15 protein-coding genes are annotated in these 17343 nt (G+C 72.2%); 8 read left to right on the forward strand and 7 right to left on the reverse strand.

Annotated elements, in window-relative coordinates:
• Positions 1-65 precede the first annotated feature (65 nt).
• Positions 66-1001, reverse strand: coding sequence for a Yip1 family protein (locus tag JT723_RS08655; RefSeq protein WP_205043894.1), 936 nt, complete (start codon positions 999-1001; stop codon positions 66-68).
• A 31-nt stretch (positions 1002-1032) separates the two neighbouring features.
• The gene (locus JT723_RS08660) at positions 1033-3288 is read right to left on the reverse strand and encodes a (Fe-S)-binding protein (RefSeq protein WP_205043895.1); all 2256 of its coding nucleotides are present in this window, start codon (positions 3286-3288) and stop codon (positions 1033-1035) included.
• A 264-nt stretch (positions 3289-3552) separates the two neighbouring features.
• Here JT723_RS08660 and JT723_RS08665 point away from each other — a divergent pair, with 264 nt between their 5' ends.
• The 5 genes from JT723_RS08665 to JT723_RS08685 all read left to right on the forward strand — a co-directional run bounded on the left by JT723_RS08665 (position 3553) and on the right by JT723_RS08685 (position 8889).
• A complete protein-coding gene (locus JT723_RS08665; RefSeq protein WP_205043896.1) occupies positions 3553-4470 on the forward strand; it encodes an LCP family glycopolymer transferase in 918 nt (305 codons plus the stop codon).
• A gap of 133 nt (positions 4471-4603) precedes the next feature.
• Positions 4604-6475: a molecular chaperone DnaK gene (gene dnaK / locus JT723_RS08670; RefSeq protein WP_205043897.1), complete on the forward strand. Its 1872-nt coding sequence runs from the start codon at positions 4604-4606 to the stop codon at positions 6473-6475.
• Complete coding sequence (gene grpE, locus JT723_RS08675) at positions 6472-7149, forward strand: nucleotide exchange factor GrpE (RefSeq protein ID WP_205043898.1); 678 nt, start codon at positions 6472-6474, stop codon at positions 7147-7149. The genes dnaK and grpE overlap by 4 nt, the downstream gene beginning before the upstream one ends.
• Positions 7150-7184: 35 nt before the next feature.
• On the forward strand, positions 7185-8384 hold the full coding sequence (dnaJ, locus tag JT723_RS08680) for a molecular chaperone DnaJ (protein ID WP_205043899.1): 1200 nt from the start codon (positions 7185-7187) through the stop codon (positions 8382-8384).
• Between the two features lie 22 nt (positions 8385-8406).
• Positions 8407-8889, forward strand: coding sequence for a heat shock protein transcriptional repressor HspR (locus JT723_RS08685; protein ID WP_205044027.1), 483 nt, complete (start codon positions 8407-8409; stop codon positions 8887-8889).
• A gap of 34 nt (positions 8890-8923) precedes the next feature.
• On the opposite strand, the gene JT723_RS08690 is transcribed toward JT723_RS08685, so the two are convergent.
• The gene (locus tag JT723_RS08690; RefSeq protein ID WP_205043900.1) at positions 8924-9331 is read right to left on the reverse strand and encodes a pyridoxamine 5'-phosphate oxidase family protein; all 408 of its coding nucleotides are present in this window, start codon (positions 9329-9331) and stop codon (positions 8924-8926) included.
• A gap of 218 nt (positions 9332-9549) precedes the next feature.
• Between JT723_RS08690 and clpB the strand changes: the two genes are divergently transcribed.
• From clpB to JT723_RS08705, 3 genes are all read left to right on the forward strand, one after another.
• A complete protein-coding gene (gene clpB / locus JT723_RS08695; protein WP_205043901.1) occupies positions 9550-12174 on the forward strand; it encodes an ATP-dependent chaperone ClpB in 2625 nt (874 codons plus the stop codon).
• A gap of 68 nt (positions 12175-12242) precedes the next feature.
• Positions 12243-12776, forward strand: coding sequence for a type III secretion system chaperone family protein (locus JT723_RS08700; protein WP_205043902.1), 534 nt, complete (start codon positions 12243-12245; stop codon positions 12774-12776).
• Between the two features lie 105 nt (positions 12777-12881).
• Positions 12882-13682 (forward strand): vWA domain-containing protein, encoded by an 801-nt coding sequence (locus JT723_RS08705; protein WP_205043903.1) that lies wholly within the window; start codon positions 12882-12884, stop codon positions 13680-13682.
• Positions 13683-13691: 9 nt separating this feature from the next.
• On the opposite strand, the gene JT723_RS08710 is transcribed toward JT723_RS08705, so the two are convergent.
• From JT723_RS08710 to JT723_RS08725, 4 genes are all read right to left on the reverse strand, one after another.
• A complete protein-coding gene (locus tag JT723_RS08710) occupies positions 13692-14066 on the reverse strand; it encodes a VOC family protein (RefSeq protein ID WP_205043904.1) in 375 nt (124 codons plus the stop codon).
• A gap of 78 nt (positions 14067-14144) precedes the next feature.
• Complete coding sequence (locus tag JT723_RS08715; protein WP_205043905.1) at positions 14145-15923, reverse strand: FtsX-like permease family protein; 1779 nt, start codon at positions 15921-15923, stop codon at positions 14145-14147.
• Positions 15924-15925: 2 nt separating this feature from the next.
• Positions 15926-16753 carry an ABC transporter ATP-binding protein gene (locus JT723_RS08720; protein ID WP_205043906.1) on the reverse strand — a complete coding sequence of 276 codons (828 nt, stop codon included), beginning with the start codon at positions 16751-16753 and terminating at the stop codon, positions 15926-15928.
• A complete protein-coding gene (locus JT723_RS08725; RefSeq protein WP_205043907.1) occupies positions 16750-17292 on the reverse strand; it encodes a PadR family transcriptional regulator in 543 nt (180 codons plus the stop codon). Before JT723_RS08725 ends, JT723_RS08720 begins: the two co-directional genes overlap by 4 nt.
• Positions 17293-17343: the final 51 nt, after the last annotated feature.

Consider the following 17343-nt stretch of genomic DNA (forward strand, 5'->3'; position numbering starts at 1 on the left):
TCTTGTACGTTCCTGGCGCATCGGAGCGTCAGCGCGTACGTTCCCCGGGCATACGCTCCCGGCCCTCAGATCAGCGGCAGCTTGAACAGCATCAGCAGCGCCACCAGTTGGATCGAGGACGCGCCCAGCGCCTTGTGCCACGGCAGGTCGTGGGACTTGCCGACCATCGACGTCATCAGGGCCGCGCACGCCAGCCAGGTGAGCCAGCCCAGCAGCTGGACGAAGCCGTTGCCGCCGCCCAGGAAGAGGGCGAAGAAGAGCCGGGGGGCGTCGGTGAGGGACGTGATGAGCATGGCCAGGCCGATGGTCGGCGCCCAGGCGCCGTCGCCGCCGAGCTGGCGGGCCAGCGTGTTGGTGACTGCGCCGAGCGTGAGGCCGCACAAGGTGACGGCGATGCCCGTGGTGACGACCCAGGGGACGCTGGCGGTCAGGGTCGCGTCGAGGACGTCTTTGCGGGCGGCGTCGAAGCCGAAGACGGCGAGCAGGCCGTAGAGGAAGGTGACGGTGAGCGCGGGTCCCCACATGGTGTGGTCGCGCATCTGCCAGAAGGTGCGGCCGGGGCGCAGCAGGATGCCGCTCAGCAGCGGCTTCCAGTGCAGCCGCGGGCCTGCGGGCGGGGCCGCGCTCTGCCCTGCCCGGTAGGTCGCCACATTGTCCTCGGCGTACGCGTACGGGTCGGCCAGCGGGGCCGGCTCGCCCATCGTGAACGCCCGCGTGTGGCCGGGGGCGTCGTCGTACGCGGGCGGCTGGCCGTAGGGCTGCCGGCCGTCGTACGGGCCGGGGGCGTCGTACGACGGGTCGTACGGGCCGCCGTACGGGCTCTGGCCGCCGGACCCCGAGGGCGCGTACGGGCCGTGCCCCGGGGGATATCCGCCGGGGGCGTTCTGGTCCTGTCCTCGTCGGTTCTCGAATCCAGCCACGCCTTCGAACGTACCCGCTGCCCGCCGCCCCGGCGCCGGACGGCCGGTACGGGGTGCCGCTTTGCTGCCAACCTGTGACACGCCGGGCGGCACCCCGTGGACGCTGCGGCGGTCAGCCCGCTGCCGCGCCCGAGGCGGAGTCCGCGGCAACCGCCGCGGCCGGTGTGCGCACGGAGTCCAGCAGCAGCTGGGCCACGTCCACGACCTGGAGGGACTCCTTGGCCTTGCCGTCGTTCTTCTTGCCGTTGACGGAGTCGGTGAGCATGACCAGGCAGAACGGGCAGGCGGTGGAGACGATGTCCGGGTCGAGGGAGAGGGCCTCGTCGACGCGCTCGTTGTTGATGCGCTTGCCGATCCGCTCCTCCATCCACATCCGGGCGCCGCCGGCGCCGCAGCAGAAGCCGCGCTCCTTGTGGCGGTGCATCTCCTCGCTGCGCAGGCCCGGCACCTTGGCGATGATCTCCCGCGGGGGCGTGTAGACCTTGTTGTGCCGGCCCAGGTAGCAGGGGTCGTGGTAGGTGATCAGGCCCTCGACCGGGGTGACCGGGACCAGGCGGCCCTCGTCCACCAGGGTCTGCAGCAGCTGGGTGTGGTGGATGACCTCGTACTCGCCGCCGAGCTGCGGGTACTCGTTGGCGATGGTGTTGAAGCAGTGCGGGCAGGTCGCGACGATCTTCTTCGACGCCTTGGGCTTCTTCGTCGAGGGGTCCTCGTCATCCTCGCCGAAGGCCATGTTGAGCATGGCCACGTTCTCCATGCCGAGCTGCTGGAAGAGGAACTCGTTGCCCAGGCGCCGGGGTGAATCCCCGGTGCAGTTCTCCTCGCCGCCCATGATGGCGAAGTTGACGCCCGCGATGTGCAGGAGTTCGGCGAAGGCCTTGGTGGTCTTCTTGGCGCGGTCCTCCAGCGAGCCGGCGCAGCCGACCCAGTACAGGTACTCGACCTCGGTCAGGTCCTCGACGTCCTCGCCGACGACCGGCACCTCGAAGTCGACCTCCTTGACCCAGGCGAGGCGCTGCTTCTTGGGCAGGCCCCAGGGGTTGCCCTTCTTCTCCAGGTTCTTGAGCATCGTGCCCGCCTCGGACGGGAAGGACGACTCGATCATCACCTGGTAGCGGCGCATGTCGATGATGTGGTCGATGTGCTCGATGTCGACCGGGCACTGCTCGACGCAGGCGCCGCAGGTGGTGCAGGACCACAGGACGTCGGGGTCGATGACCCCGTTCTCCTCGGCGGTGCCGATCAGCGGGCGCTCGGCCTCGGCGAGGGCCGCGGCGGGGACGCCGGCCAGCTGCTCGGGGGTGGCCTGCTCCTCGCCCTCGGCGTTCTTGCCGCCGCCGGCCAGCAGGTAGGGGGCCTTGGCGTGGGCGTGGTCGCGCAGCGACATGACCAGCAGCTTGGGTGACAGCGGCTTGCCGGTGTTCCAGGCCGGGCACTGCGACTGGCAGCGGCCGCACTCGGTGCAGGTGGAGAAGTCGAGGATGCCCTTCCAGGAGAACTGCTCGACCTGGGAGACGCCGAAGACGTCGTCCTCGCCCGGGTCCTCGAAGTCGATCGGCACACCGTTGCTGGTCATCGGCTGGAGCGCGCCGAGCGCGACGGGGCCGTGCGCGTTGCGCTTGAACCAGATGTTGAAGAAGGCCAGGAAGCGGTGCCAGGCCACGCCCATGTTCGTGTTCAGGCCGAGCACGATCGCCCAGATCATGGTGACGCTGAGCTTGACCATGGCGGTGGCGTAGACGACGTTCTGCAGCGTTTCCGTGCTCAGCCCGCGGAAGCCCGCGACGAGCGGGTACGAGGCGAAGTACGCGGCCTCGTAGTGGTCGACGCCGTGCAGGGCGCCCTCCAGGGCGCGCAGGGTCAGGATCGCCAGGCCGATGACCAGGACGACGTACTCCACGAAGTACGCCTGCCACGCCGTGGAGCCGGCGAAGCGGGACTTGCGGCCCGCCCGGGAGGGCAGGTTCATCAGCCGGACGGCGATCAGCGTGATGATGCCCAGGGTGGTCAGCGCGGTGATGAACTCGACGTAGACCTCGTAGGGCAGCCAGTCGCCGATCCAGGGCAGGATCCAGTCGGCCTTGAAGAGCTGGCCGTAGGCGTTGACGATCGTCAGGCCCAGGGTGAGGAAGCCGACCGCGACGAACCAGTGGGCGACGCCGATGACGCCCCACTTGTTCATCCGGGTGTGGCCGACGAACTCCCGCAGCAGGGTCGTCGTACGCGCCTGCGGGTCGTTGGTGCGGCTGCCGGCCGGTACGGGCCTGCCGAGCCGGATGAACCGGTAGATCTGCGCGATGGCGAGGCCGATGAGCGCGACGCCGACCGCGGTGAGGACCAGCGACACGATGATCGCGGCGAGTTGCATGGGGGCTCCTCGGGCCTGCGCACGGTGAACAGTGACGGACGGGACAGCGGACTACTAAGCGGTAACTTAATGCGGTCCTGGCTGAGATTACCCGGGATCGAGGGGGTCATAAAGCCGCACCACTGGTGATCTGTGTCGCGCGCCGCACACGCGTCATGTATGCCACGCCGATCCGATTGAAACCCGGGCGACCGTGACACATATGGATGAGGCCGACACGGAGTGCGGGGACCAGGGACGCGGGGCGCAGGGAGGCGAGGCGACATGCGGGCGGTGCTGCGCTGGACGGCGATCGGCGCCGGCCTGCTCCTGGTGCTCACCGCGGGCCTGTGCCTGGCCTCCTACCGAAAATTCAGCGCGAACATCACCACCGACAGCGCCGCCGAGAAGGTGCTGGCCGAATACGCCGCCCAGCGCCCGCCGGCGCTGGTGCCGCAGGCCAGCAACATCCTGGTGCTGGCTGCCGACGACCCCGCGCCCGCCCCTGCCCCCGCTGCCGCCGGGCGGGACGCCGCCGTACTGCTCCACCTGTCGGCCGACCGCACACGCGCCGCCGCGGTCGGTGTGCCGCGCGACCTGCAGGTCGGCGTCCCCGGCTGTCGCAGGCCCGGCGGCGGCAGCGCACCGGCCGCGTACGAGCCCTTCGGCGCCGCCTTCCGCAGCGGTGGCGCCGCCTGCTCCATCCGGGCGTTCGAGCAGCTGTCGGGGGTGCGGATCGACCACCACCTGGTGGTGGACGTGGCCCGCTTCGGCCGGCTGGCCCGCGCCGTCGACGGCGGCAGAAAGGGCGGCGCGGGGGCCGGCGGCGGCGCAAGGGCGGGCGGTGCGGGGGCCGACCCACGCGGGGGCCTGCTGCAGGCACTGGCCGGGGCGGCGGGCGCGGCCAGGGGCGGCCGCGGGTCGCTGGCGCACCCGGCGCGGCTCTTCGGGCTGCTGGACACCGCCACCTCGGGGATCACCGCCGACCCCGGGCTCAGCTCGCTGTCCGCGCTCTACGGCCTGGCCGGCGCCCTGCGCGGCCTGCCCGCCGGAGGGGTGACCCTGGTCACCCTGCCCACGGCGCCGGCCGGAAGCGCGGCGCAAGGCGCAGCCCGCGGCAAGGTGCTGCGCCATCCCGCCGCCGACCGGCTGTTCGCCGCCCTGCGGGCGGACCGGCCGGTCGCAGGGGACCCGGAGCCGTGAGCCCGCACGGGCAGCCGGGTGCGCGGCCCGCACTTCGCAAAGTTGAGTCGCTGCGACTCACCTCTGTTGACAGAAGAAAACCGCTCGGGCACTCTTGAGTCAGTTCCACTCAAGTCAGCAGGAGGATTTCACCATGGCACGTGCGGTCGGCATCGACCTGGGCACGACTAATTCCGTCGTCAGCGTTCTCGAAGGCGGCGAGCCCACCGTCATCACCAACGCAGAGGGCGCCAGGACCACGCCGTCCGTCGTCGCCTTCGCCAAGAACGGCGAGGTGCTCGTCGGCGAGGTGGCCAAGCGCCAGGCGGTCACCAACGTCGACAGGACCGTCCGGTCGGTCAAGCGCCACATGGGCACCGACTGGAAGATCAACCTGGACGGCAAGGACTTCAACCCGCAGCAGATGAGCGCCTTCATCCTGCAGAAGCTCAAGCGGGACGCGGAGTCGTACCTGGGCGAGAAGGTCACCGACGCGGTGATCACCGTCCCCGCGTACTTCAACGACTCCGAGCGGCAGGCCACCAAGGAGGCCGGCGAGATCGCCGGTCTGAACGTGCTGCGGATCGTGAACGAGCCGACCGCGGCGGCGCTGGCGTACGGCCTGGACAAGGACGACCAGACGATCCTGGTCTTCGACCTCGGCGGCGGCACCTTCGACGTGTCGCTGCTGGAGATCGGTGACGGCGTCGTCGAGGTCAAGGCCACCAACGGCGACAACCACCTCGGTGGCGACGACTGGGACCAGCGGGTCGTGGACTACCTGGTCAAGCAGTTCCAGTCCGGCCACGGCGTGGACCTGGGCCGCGACAAGATGGCCCTGCAGCGTCTGCGCGAGGCGGCGGAGAAGGCCAAGATCGAGCTGTCCAGCTCCACCGAGACCTCGATCAACCTGCCCTACATCACCGCGTCCGCCGAGGGCCCGCTGCACCTGGACGAGAAGCTCACCAGGGCGCAGTTCCAGCAGCTGACCAGCGACCTGCTGGAGCGCTGCAAGACCCCCTTCCACAACGTCATCAAGGACGCCGGCATCCAGCTGTCCGAGATCGACCACGTGGTCCTGGTCGGCGGCTCCACCCGTATGCCGGCCGTGGCCGAGCTGGTGCGCGAGCTGACCGGCGGCAAGGACGCCAACAAGGGCGTCAACCCCGACGAGGTCGTCGCCATCGGCGCGTCCCTGCAGGCCGGTGTGCTCAAGGGCGAGGTCAAGGACGTCCTGCTGCTCGACGTCACCCCGCTGTCCCTCGGTATCGAGACCAAGGGCGGCATCATGACCAAGCTGATCGAGCGCAACACGACCATCCCGACCAAGCGCTCGGAGATCTTCACCACCGCCGAGGACAACCAGCCGTCGGTGCAGATCCAGGTCTACCAGGGCGAGCGCGAGATCGCCGCGTACAACAAGAAGCTCGGGATGTTCGAGCTGACCGGTCTGCCGCCGGCCCCGCGCGGGATGCCGCAGATCGAGGTCACCTTCGACATCGACGCGAACGGCATCATGCACGTCGGCGCCAAGGACCTCGGCACCGGCAAGGAGCAGCGGATGACCGTCACCGGCGGCTCCTCGCTGCCCAAGGACGAGGTCGACCGGATGCGCCAGGAGGCCGAGCAGTACGCGGACGAGGACCACAAGCGCCGCGAGGCCGCCGAGACCCGCAACCAGGGCGAGCAGCTGGCCTACCAGACCGAGAAGTTCATCGCGGACAACAAGGACAAGCTCCCCGAGGACGTGAAGTCCGAGGTCGAGGCCGCCATCGCGGACCTCAAGGAGAAGCTCAAGAACGAGTCCACCGACGGTGAGAACACCGCGGCGATCCGCGAGGCCACCGAGAAGGTCGCGGCGGTCAGCCAGAAGCTCGGCCAGGCGCTGTACGCCAACGCGCAGGCCGACGCCCCGGCCGGTGCCCAGGCCGACGCCGGCGCCGACCAGGCAGGCCCCGCCGACGACGACGTCGTGGACGCCGAGATCGTGGACGACGAGAACAACAAGAGGGACGGTGCCGCGTGACGGAGGAGCCGAAGGGCTTCGACTCGGAGCCCGACGTCCCTTCCGAGGCCAGCGACAAGCAGCCGGATGCCGCCAAGGACGCCGGGGCCGCCGAGGAGGCGGCCGCGGGGTCGGGCGGCGGGGACGCCAAGGAGCTGACGGCCCTGCGGGCACAGCTGGACCAGGTGCGCACCGCGCTCAACGAGCGCACCGCGGACCTGCAGCGGCTGCAGGCCGAGTACCAGAACTACCGCCGCCGGGTGGAGCGGGACCGGATCGCCGTCAAGGAGATCGCGGTCGCCAACCTGCTCACCGAGCTGCTCCCGGTGCTGGACGACATCGGCCGGGCGCGTGAGCACGGCGAGCTGGTCGGCGGCTTCAAGTCGGTCGCCGAGTCGCTGGAGACGGTCGCGGCGAAGCTGGGGCTGCAGCAGTTCGGCAAGGAGGGCGAGCCCTTCGACCCGCTGGTGCACGAGGCCCTGATGCACAGTTACTCGCCGGATGTCACGCAGACCACATGCGTGCAGATCCTCCAGCCCGGGTACCGCCTGGGTGAGCGCAATCTGCGGCCCGCCAGGGTCGCGGTCGCCGAGCCGCAGCCGGGCGCCGGAAAGGGCGACGAGGCGGCGGAGGACCAGGACACGGCAGTGGACGCGGCGGACGACGAGGAGACCGGTGGCCCGGACCAGGGCTGACGGAGCAGCGGGAGCGGAGAGGAGGGACGCCGGGGATGAGCATCAGTAGGGACCTGCTGGAAAAGGACCTGTACAAGGTCCTCGGCGTCCCCAAGGACGCCACCGACGCCGAGATCAAGAAGGCGTACCGGAAGCTCGCGCGCGAGTTCCACCCGGACGCCAACAAGGGCGACGCCAAGGCCGAGGAGCGCTTCAAGGAGATCTCCGAGGCCAACGACGTGCTCTCCGACGCCAAGCGGCGCAAGGAGTACGACGAGGGCCGCGCGCTGTTCGGCACCGGCGGCTTCCGCCCGGGTCCCGGCGCGGGCGGCACCGGCGGCTTCAACTTCGACCTGGGCGACCTCTTCGGCGGCGCCCAGGGCGGCCCCGGCGGCACCACCACGACCGGCGGCCAGGGCGGCGGCTTCGGCGGCGGCCTCGGGGACGTCTTCGGCGGGCTGTTCAACCGCGGCGGCGGCACCAGGGTGCAGCCCAGGCGCGGGCAGGACATCGAGTCCGAGGTCACCCTGAGCTTCACCGAGGCCGTGGACGGCGCGACCGTTCCGCTGCGCATGTCCTCGCAGGCGCCCTGCAAGGCGTGCTCGGGCACCGGCGACAAGAACGGCACCCCCCGGGTGTGCCCGACCTGCGTCGGCACCGGGCAGGTCTCGCGCGGCGGCGGTGGCGGCTTCTCGCTCACCGACCCGTGCGTGGACTGCAAGGGCCGCGGCCTGATCGCCGAGACGCCCTGCGACGTCTGCCACGGCAGCGGGCGGGCCAAGAGCTCGCGCACCATGCAGGTCCGCATCCCCGCCGGGGTGACCGACGGGCAGCGGATCAGGCTGCGCGGCAAGGGCGCACCCGGCGAGCGCGGCGGCCCCGCGGGCGACCTGTACGTGGTCGTGCACGTCGGACGGCACCCGGTCTTCGGCCGCAAGGACGCCAACCTCACGGTGACCGTGCCGGTCAGCTTCGTGGAGGCGGCGCTCGGCGGCGACGTCAAGGTGCCGACGCTGGGCGGCCCCCCGGTCACCCTCAAACTGCCCCCGGGCACTCCGAACGGCCGCACCTTGCGGGCGCGCGGCAAGGGCGCGGTGCGCAAGGACGGGTCGCGCGGCGACCTGCTGGTCACCGTCGAGGTGGCGGTGCCGGAGAAGACCGAGGGCAAGGCGCTGGACGCGCTGGAGGCCTACCGGGAGGCGACCGGGGACGCCGACCCGCGGGCCGAGCTGTTCAAGGCGGCAAAGGGAGCGTGAACGGATGAGCATCGACGGCCGGATGGACGGTACGGCGCCCGGGCCGGGACCGCGTGGTCCCGGCGGCCCGCGCGGCCGCAACCCGTACCAGCTGACCGAGGAGTCCCCGGTCTACGTCATCTCGGTGGCGGCCGAGCTGTCGGGTCTGCACCCGCAGACCCTGCGGCAGTACGACCGCCTCGGCCTGGTCTCGCCCGACCGCACGGCCGGGCGGGGCCGCCGCTACTCGGCCCGCGACATCGAGCAGCTGCGCGAGGTGCAGCGGCTCTCCCAGGACGACGGCATCAACCTCGCCGGCATCAAGCGGATCATCGAACTGGAGAACCAGGTCGCCGCGCTGCAGGCGAGGGTCGCCGAGCTGACCGCCACGGTCGAGGGCGCCGCCGCCGTCATCCAGCAGCGCGAGGCGGCGGTGCACGCGTCGTACCGCCGCGACCTGGTGCCGTACCAGGATGTGCAGCACACCAGTGCGCTGGTCGTGTGGCGCCCCAAGTCGTCGTCCTGAGCGGCGGCCGTCCGACCGGGCAGGGCGGCCGGTCTCAGGCCGAGCCCATCGCCCGGGTCAGGGCGATCTCGATGACGACGCGGTGCGGGTTGGGCGCCGGGGTGCGGCCGTAGCGTTCCGCGTAGCGGGCGACCGCGTCCGCGACGCGCTCGGGGTCCTCCGAGACCGTCGCGAGGCCTTCGAGCGTCGCCCAGCGCCCCCGCTCGACCTGGCAGACCGCGACCTGCGCCCCCTCGGGGCCCGCGGCCCGCACATGGGCCGCCTTCGCGCTCGCGGTGTTGGTGATCACCCGTGCCAGTCCGGCCTCCGGGTCGTAGGTGACCCCGACCGGTACGACGTGCGGCGAGCCGTCGGGGCGCCGCGTGGTCAGGGTGCACAGGTGGTACTCGCGCCAGAAGGCGAGATAGCCGGCCTCGGGGGCGCGGGGGTCACGTCGAACCATGCGACGACGGTAACCCGCCCCGCCGGTCCGCAGGCCCGTCCCCCGACCTGGGGTGACGGGCCGCTGCCTTCGCCCCGTCAGGGCCGGTCGCTTTTTCTCGTGACGAGCCGTCGGATGTTCGCCGTGTCGGGCTGCGGAAGTGAAGTTGAGTGGAATAGACTCAAGATGGTTCATGTTCCTTTACGCAATACGCCAGCACCTTGAGGAGGACCAGGCCCGTGGATGCCGAGCTGACCAACAAGAGCCGGGAAGCGCTCAACGCCGCCAACACGCGGGCGGTCGCCGAGGGCAACCCGGACCTGACGCCCGCGCACCTGCTGCTCGCCCTGCTGAGCGGCACCGACAACGAGAACGTGCTCGACCTGCTCACCGCCGTCGGCGCCGACCCGGCGGAGGTCACCGAGCAGACCCGGCGCCTGGTGGAGGCGCTGCCCAAGGTGCAGGGCTCCACGGTGGCGCCCCCGCAGGCCAACCGCGAACTGCTGGCCGTCATCGCGGACGCCGCCGAGCGGGCCAAGGAGCTGGGGGACGCGTACCTTTCGACTGAGCACCTGCTGATCGGGACCGCCGTCAAGGGCGGCCAGGCCGGCGACCTGCTCACCCGTCAGGGGGCCGGCGGCAAGGAGCTGCTGACCGCCTTCGAGACCGCCCGTGGGGGGCAGCGCGTGACCAGCCAGGACCCGGAAGGCACGTACAAGGCGCTGGAGAAGTACGGCACCGACTTCACCGCGGCGGCCCGCGAAGGCAGGCTCGACCCGGTCATCGGCCGCGACCAGGAGATCCGCCGCGTCGTCCAGGTGCTCTCCCGCCGCACCAAGAACAACCCGGTGCTGATCGGCGAGCCCGGCGTCGGCAAGACCGCGGTCGTCGAGGGCCTGGCCCAGCGCATCGTCAAGGGCGACGTGCCCGAGTCGCTGCGCAACAAGAGGCTGGTCTCGCTCGACCTCGGCGCGATGGTCGCCGGCGCCAAATACCGCGGAGAGTTCGAGGAGCGGCTCAAGGCGGTGCTCGCCGAGATCAAGGACAGCGACGGCCGCATCATCACCTTCATCGACGAGCTGCACACCGTCGTCGGCGCGGGCGCGGGCGGCGACTCGGCCATGGACGCGGGCAACATGCTCAAGCCGATGCTCGCCCGCGGCGAGCTGCGCATGGTCGGCGCGACCACGCTGGACGAGTACCGCGAGCGGATCGAGAAGGACCCGGCCCTGGAGCGGCGCTTCCAGCAGGTGCTGGTCGCCGAGCCGACCGTCGAGGACACCGTCGCGATCCTGCGCGGCCTCAAGGGCCGCTACGAGGCGCACCACAAGGTGCAGATCGCCGACTCCGCGCTGGTCGCCGCCGCGACCCTGTCCGACCGCTACATCACCTCGCGCTTCCTGCCCGACAAGGCCATCGACCTGGTGGACGAGTCCGCCTCCCGGCTGCGCATGGAGATCGACTCCTCGCCCGTCGAGATCGACGAGCTGCAGCGGGCCGTCGACCGGCTGCGCATGGAGGAGATGGCGCTCAAGAACGAGACCGACCCCGCATCGGTGCAGCGGCTGGAGAAGCTGCGCAAGGACCTCGCCGACCGCGAGGAGGACCTGCGCGGCCTGACCGCCCGCTGGGAGAAGGAGAAGCAGGGCCTCAACCGGGTCGGCGAACTCAAGGAGCACCTGGACGACATCGACACCCGCATCGACCGCGCCCAGCGCGACGGCGACTTCGAGACCGCGTCCAAGCTGCTCTACGCCGAGAAGCCCAAGCTGGAGGCGGAGCTGGAGGAGGCCACCAGGGAGGAGCAGGAGGCCGCCTCCCAGGGACCCTCGGCGAACATGGTCAAGGAGGAGGTCGGCCCCGACGACATCGCCGACGTCGTCGCCGCCTGGACCGGCATCCCGGCCGGGCGCCTGCTGGAGGGCGAGACGCAGAAGCTGCTGCGGATGGAGGAGGAGCTGGGCCGCCGGCTCATCGGCCAGACCGAGGCGGTGCGCGCCGTCTCCGACGCGGTACGCCGCTCCCGCTCCGGCATCGCCGACCCCGACCGCCCCACCGGCTCCTTCCTCTTCCTCGGCCCGACCGGCGTCGGCAAGACCGAGCTGGCCAAGGCGCTGGCCGACTTCCTCTTCGACGACGAGCGGGCCATGGTCCGCATCGACATGAGCGAGTACGGCGAGAAGCACTCGGTCGCCCGGCTGGTCGGCGCCCCTCCCGGCTACGTCGGCTACGAGGAGGGCGGCCAGCTCACCGAGGCGGTGCGCCGCCGCCCGTACAGCGTGATCCTGCTCGACGAGGTCGAGAAGGCGCACCCCGAGGTCTTCGACGTGCTGCTCCAGGTGCTGGACGACGGCCGGCTCACCGACGGGCAGGGCCGCACGGTCGACTTCCGCAACGCCATCCTCATCCTGACCTCGAACCTGGGCAGCCAGTACCTGGTCGACCCGTCGCTGAGCGACGAGCAGAAGCGGGAGCACGTGCTCAGCACGGTCCGCGCGTCCTTCAAGCCCGAGTTCCTCAACCGGCTGGACGACACCGTGGTCTTCTCCGCGCTGTCCAAGGACGAGCTGCGCCGCATCGCCCGGCTGCAGACCGACCGGCTCGCCGAGCGGCTGCGCGACCGCAGGCTCTCCCTCGACGTCTCCGAGGAGGCGCTGGACTGGCTCGCCGACGAGGGCAACGACCCCGCGTACGGGGCCCGGCCGCTGCGCCGCCTGGTGCAGACCGCCATCGGCGACCCGCTGGCCCGCGCACTGCTGGCGGGCGAGGTCACCGACGGGCAGACCGTACGGGTCGACCGCGCCGCCGACGGCCTGCTGGTCGGCGCCGCCACCGGGCAGGACCGTCCTGACCTCACGAAGTGACCTGGGGTTGTGACGAGCGGGCCCGGATGAGAGAGGATGGCAGGGAGACGTCACGAAGGGACTTCACGGTGAGCATCGACCCGTCCTCGATTCCTAATTTCGGGGGCCAGCCGGACCCCGACCCGACCGGAAACAACGGCAGTGTGGTCATTCCGGACCAGGACCTGGTCAAGCAGCTGCTTGACCAGATGGAGCTGAAGTACCTCGTCGACGAGGAGGGCGACCTCGCCGCCCCGTGGGAGGACTTCCGCACCTACTTCATGTTCCGGGGCGAGGGGGACCAGCAGGTCTTCGCCGTGCGGACCTTCTACGACCGTCCGTACACGGTCGAGGACAAGCCGCAGCTGCACGAGGTCATCGACGACTGGAACCGTCGCACCCTGTGGCCGAAGATGTACACCCACACCCACGACGACGGCAGCGTCCGCCTGATCGGCGAGGCCCAGCTCCTCATCGGCCTCGGCGTCGGCCTCGAACACTTCGTGTCCAGCACGGTGAGCTGGGTGCGCGCGTCGATCGAGTTCGACAAGTGGGTCGTCGAAACCCTCGGCCTGGCCAAGGACGCCGACAGCAACCCGGACGACGGCCCCACCGAGGCCTGACCTCCCCGGCTCCATGTGCGAGAGCCCGGCCCCTCGGGGCCGGGCTCTGGCATATGTGCACGTTTCCCGAGCGCGGGCGGCCCGATCCGAGGACAATCTCGGCGCATGGCCATCGACTACCGCAAGCCCGCTCGGATCGACTACCGCAAGAGACCCGGCGCCGACCCTCGCCAGGGCGGTGCCGCCGCCCCCGATGCCGGCACCGCCCTGGCGAGGGTCGGCGAGCGCGCTCCCGCGCTGGTGAGCCTGGTCAAGACCGCCGCGGTGTCGCTGGTCAAGAACCGGGTGAGCGGGCAGCGGGCGGCGGTCTACCTGGTGCTGGACCGCTCCGGCAGCATGCGGCGGTACTACCGTGACGGGTCGGTGCAGCGGCTGGCCGAGCAGACGCTCGCGCTGGCCGCCAACCTCGACGACGACGGGGTCGTGCCCGTCGTGTTCTTCTCCACCGAGGTCGACGGCACCGCCGAGATCAGCCTCGACGCGTACCGCGACCGCATCGCGGCGCTGCACGAGTCGATGGGCCACATGGGGCGCACCAACTACCACCTGGCCATGCAGGCCGTCATCGACCACTACCAGGCGTGCGGGGCCGAGGACCCGGCCTTCGTCGTCTTCCAGACCGACGGGTCGCCGACCTCCAGGGCCGCCGCCGAGCACGTGCTGTGCACGGCGGCACGGCTGCCGATCTACTGGCAGTTCATCGGGTTCGGTGACGACGACTTCCGCTTCCTGCGCAGGCTGGACGACCTGCCCGTACCGGGCCGCCGCGCCGTGGACAACGCCGGCTTCTTCGCCGCAGGCGACGCCCCCGGCTCGCTCTCCGACGCCGATCTCTACGACCGGCTGCTCGGCGGATTCCCGCAGTGGCTGGCCGCGGCGCGTACGGCAGGGGTGCTCACGCCCTGAGGTGCGCGGTCAGGCGGGTTCCTGGAGCACGGACAGGACGTTGCCCGCGGGGTCGGTGAACCAGGCGATCAGGGGGCCGCCGCCGCGGAAGATGCCCTTGTCGTCGGCCTTGAGGTTGTCGTAGCGCTCGAAGCGCACGCCCTTGCGGGTCAGCTCGTCCACGGCCGCATCGATGTCGGGGACGGGGAAGTTGAGGATCGTGAACGTCGCCGGGACGTGGTCGGGCTTGGGGTAGACGATGATGTCGCGGTCCCCCGCGAGGTGCAGCGTCAGCAGCCCGTTCCGCTCCGACACCCGCAGCCCGAGCGTCTCGCCGTAGAACGCCTTGGCCGCGGCGATGTCGTCCACGGAGAAACCGCTGAACGCCTTGGTCGAACCGAACATGGTCGCCTCCTGTCGATGGGTGCCTGCCCAGTGAGGACCGGACCACGCGCGGAAACTCATCGGTGCGCCCGCGGCGGCTCACCCGGTTTCCGCCCCGAGGGCGCGTCCCGCGGGGACCCGGGTGTGCGCCCAGGCGGGCAGGGCGGTCAGCGCCGCGACGGTCAGCAGGACGGCGAGCGCGGCGGTGAGCAGCCACGACGCCGGGGGAGTGACCGTGTCGCCGAAGAACCAGTACAGGAGGAGGCCGGTCGGCACGCCCGCCGCGACCCCGGGCAGGGCGGGCAGGAACTGCGCGACGCAGAGCGCGCAGACGACCTGGCCGGGCGTTGCGCCGAGGGTGCGGGCGACGGTGAGGGTGTGCCTGGCCTGTACGGCGGTGCTCCAGCCGAGCAGCACCGCGTTGAGCGCGGACAGCGCCACCAGCGCGAGCGTGACGGCGAGCAGCACCCGGCCGGTCTGGTCGGCCCGCACCTGGATGGGGCCGAACTGCCGGAAGTCCGGCCGGCTGCCGAGGTCGGCGTGCCAGGTGAGCAGCGCGGTGACCATCACCGTGCCGGCCGCGGTCCCGGCGGCGGCCAGGGCGGCGCGGCCGGGCCGGCGGGCGAGCAGCCGTACCCCCAGCAGCAGCGGGGTCGGCAGGTGCGAGGTCACGGCGTTCAGGTGCGGGTGGTGGGTGAGCAGGTCGGCGGACCGGTCGGCCAGGGCTCCTGCCGTGCTGGTGCGGGCGGCACGCACAGCGGGGCCGACGGCGCCGGCCGCGGCGACCACCGCCGCGAGGACGAGTGCGACGCCGACGGTGCCCGCGCCCGGCCGGGTGACGCTGTCGAGCAGCCCGGCGCTCGGGTCGACGAGCCGCGGCGCCAGCCACGCACCGGCGGCCAGCCCGCCCCCTGCGGCCAGGGCGGTGAGCACCAGGTACTGCGCCAGCAGCACCGCGATGACGGTGCCCGGCCCCGCGCCGACCGCCTTGAGCAGGGCGGCACGCCGGTTGTCGCGGGCGGTGCGGACGGTGGCGAGCGCGGCCAGGGTGACGACCGCGGCCACGGTGAGCAGCCAGCCGCCGACGACCAGGGCGGGCCGGGTGTTCTCGATCATGGCCTGGTCGGTCATGAGGACGCCCTGCCAGTTGTGGGTGGTGACCCAGGCGGTGCCCCGCTCGCCGCGCGGGAAGGCGGTGTCCTGCCACTGCTTCGTCGCGCCCGGGTCGGTCAGCTTCAGCCGGATGAGGTGGACGCCCGGTGCGTCGCCGGCCGCCGCGCGGGTGTCGGCGGCGGTGAGCCAGATCCGGCCGCCGAAGTCGGAAGGCCCCGGCCCCTGCGCGTCGTCGCTCCAGGGATACACCGCGGTGGCGGCGCTGATCGCGGTCCCGACGACGGGGTAGCCGCGGCCGCGGATGACGACCTGGTCGCCGACGGCCAGGCCGAGCGCCTGGGCGAAGCCGCGTTCGAGCACCGCGCCACCGGGGCGTACCCAGGTGCCGGCGGTGACCAGCGGCCGGTCCACCGGCGTGGTCGCGGGGCCGGCCGCCTCGACCGCCGAGTGCGCGTCCTGGCCGCGCGCACGGACGGTGGTGTCGAAGGCGAAGACCGGGTCGGCCTGCGCGGCCACCCCGGGGGCCTTCGCGATGGCCGCGGCCACCGCGGCCGGGTCCGCGGCGGTCGTCACGGCGACGATGTCGGGTCCCGCGGTGGCCGCCCGGGTCGTGAGGTAGCCGGTGGTGACGGCGTCGCCCGCCGCCGTCCCCAGGGCGAGACTGGTGGCGGCGAGCGCGACGGCGAGGACGAACACGGCGGCCTCGCCGGGGCGGCGGCGCAGGTCGCGCACGATGAGCCGGCAGAGCAGCAGCGCGTGTCCCACGGTCAGTCCTCCCAGTCCAGCAGCGCGCCCAGCGGCGACGCGGCACCGTGGTCCGCGCCGGCGCCTTCGGGCAGGCGGGGGCCGCCGTCCAGGCGGATGTCGTCGGCCAGTGTCCCGTCGCGCAGGGAGACGACGCGGTCGGCGGTGGCGGCGACGCGCTCGTCGTGGGTGACCATGACCAGGGTCTGGCCGGCGGAGCGGAGTTCGGCGAAGAGCCGCAGGACGTCGTGGGTCGCGGCGCTGTCGAGGTTGCCCGTGGGTTCGTCGGCGAGGACCACCAGCGGGCTGTTGACCAGGGCGCGGGCGATGGCGACCCGCTGCCGCTGCCCGCCGGAGAGTTCGGCGGGCCGGTGCCGGGCGCGGGCGGCCAGCCCGACCTGGTCGAGGAGTCCCGCGGCCCGGCGGCGGGCGGTGCGCGGTGCGGAGCCGGCGAGCAGCGCGGGCAGCTCGACGTTCTCCACCGCGGTCAGCTCGTCCATCAGGTGGTAGGCCTGGAAGACGAACCCGACGCTGCGGCGGCGCAGCCGCGCGAGCGCCCGCTCCCCGAGGCCGTCGACGCGCCGACCGCCGAGCCACACCTCGCCCTCGGACGGCCGGTCGAGACCGCCGAGCAGCTGGAGCAGCGTCGACTTGCCGCAGCCGCTGGGTCCGGTCACGGCGAGCGTCTGACCGGCCGGTATGTCGAGGTCGACGCCGTCGACGGCCCAGACCAGGGACGCGTCCTCCCCGTACGCCCGCGACAGGCCGACCGCCCGCAGCACCGGCCCCGCAACAGCCCCGCCGGGCGGGCCGCCCCGCGAGGCGGTCCGCTCCTTGCCCGCTCTTCTCATCCGGCTGCTCCGCCTTCCCCGCGTGGGGCGTGGGCGGACCAGGTCCGCGCGCACGCCTCCAACCAGCGCAGGTCCGCCTGCATCCGCAGGGCGACGCCCTCCAGCAGCAGACCGGGCCGCGATTGCGTGTCGTGGGCGAGGGCGGCGCGCTGGACCTCGGCGAGGCTGCGCAGCAGCTCCTGCCTGCGGGCCGCCACGAGTGCGAGCGGGTCGGCGAGTCCCGACTCCGCCGCGGCCACCAGCTTCAGGTGGAAGTCGGTGACGTCCGGCCTGGGGCCTGCGCCTTCGGCCAGCCACGCGGCCACCCGCTCCCGCCCGGCCGGGGTCAGCGCGTACACCTTGCGCTGCGGGCCGCGTTCCGCCTCGTCCACGCGGGCGAGGGCGACCAGTCCGGCCTTCTCCAGCCGGGTGAGCGTCACGTAGACCTGCCCCGCGTTCAGCGTCCCGCCCAGCGGTCCGAGGGCAGCCGCCAGCTGCCGGCGCAGGTCGTAGCCGTGCGACGGCTCCCTGGCCAGCAGCGCCAGCACCACGTCCTGCACCGACCGCCCTCCTCACGACCCCCAATGAATAGCGGTTAGCCAATGGGGTGG

The sequence above is a fragment of the Actinacidiphila bryophytorum genome, from assembly GCF_016916835.1.
GTDB lineage: Bacteria > Actinomycetota > Actinomycetes > Streptomycetales > Streptomycetaceae > Actinacidiphila > Actinacidiphila bryophytorum.

Excerpts from the sequence above, each read along its gene's own strand:
- JT723_RS08660 (WP_205043895.1), bottom strand. The coding sequence starts at position 3,288 with ATGCAACTCGCCGCGATCATCGTGTCGCTGGTCCTCACCGCGGTCGGC.
- JT723_RS08665 (WP_205043896.1), top strand. The coding sequence starts at position 3,553 with ATGCGGGCGGTGCTGCGCTGGACGGCGATCGGCGCCGGCCTGCTCCTG.
- dnaK (WP_205043897.1), top strand. The coding sequence starts at position 4,604 with ATGGCACGTGCGGTCGGCATCGACCTGGGCACGACTAATTCCGTCGTC.
- dnaJ (WP_205043899.1), top strand. The coding sequence starts at position 7,185 with ATGAGCATCAGTAGGGACCTGCTGGAAAAGGACCTGTACAAGGTCCTC.
- JT723_RS08685 (WP_205044027.1), top strand. The coding sequence starts at position 8,407 with ATGGACGGTACGGCGCCCGGGCCGGGACCGCGTGGTCCCGGCGGCCCG.
- JT723_RS08690 (WP_205043900.1), bottom strand. The coding sequence starts at position 9,331 with ATGGTTCGACGTGACCCCCGCGCCCCCGAGGCCGGCTATCTCGCCTTC.
- JT723_RS08705 (WP_205043903.1), top strand. The coding sequence starts at position 12,882 with ATGGCCATCGACTACCGCAAGCCCGCTCGGATCGACTACCGCAAGAGA.
- JT723_RS08710 (WP_205043904.1), bottom strand. The coding sequence starts at position 14,066 with ATGTTCGGTTCGACCAAGGCGTTCAGCGGTTTCTCCGTGGACGACATC.
- JT723_RS08720 (WP_205043906.1), bottom strand. The coding sequence starts at position 16,753 with ATGAGAAGAGCGGGCAAGGAGCGGACCGCCTCGCGGGGCGGCCCGCCC.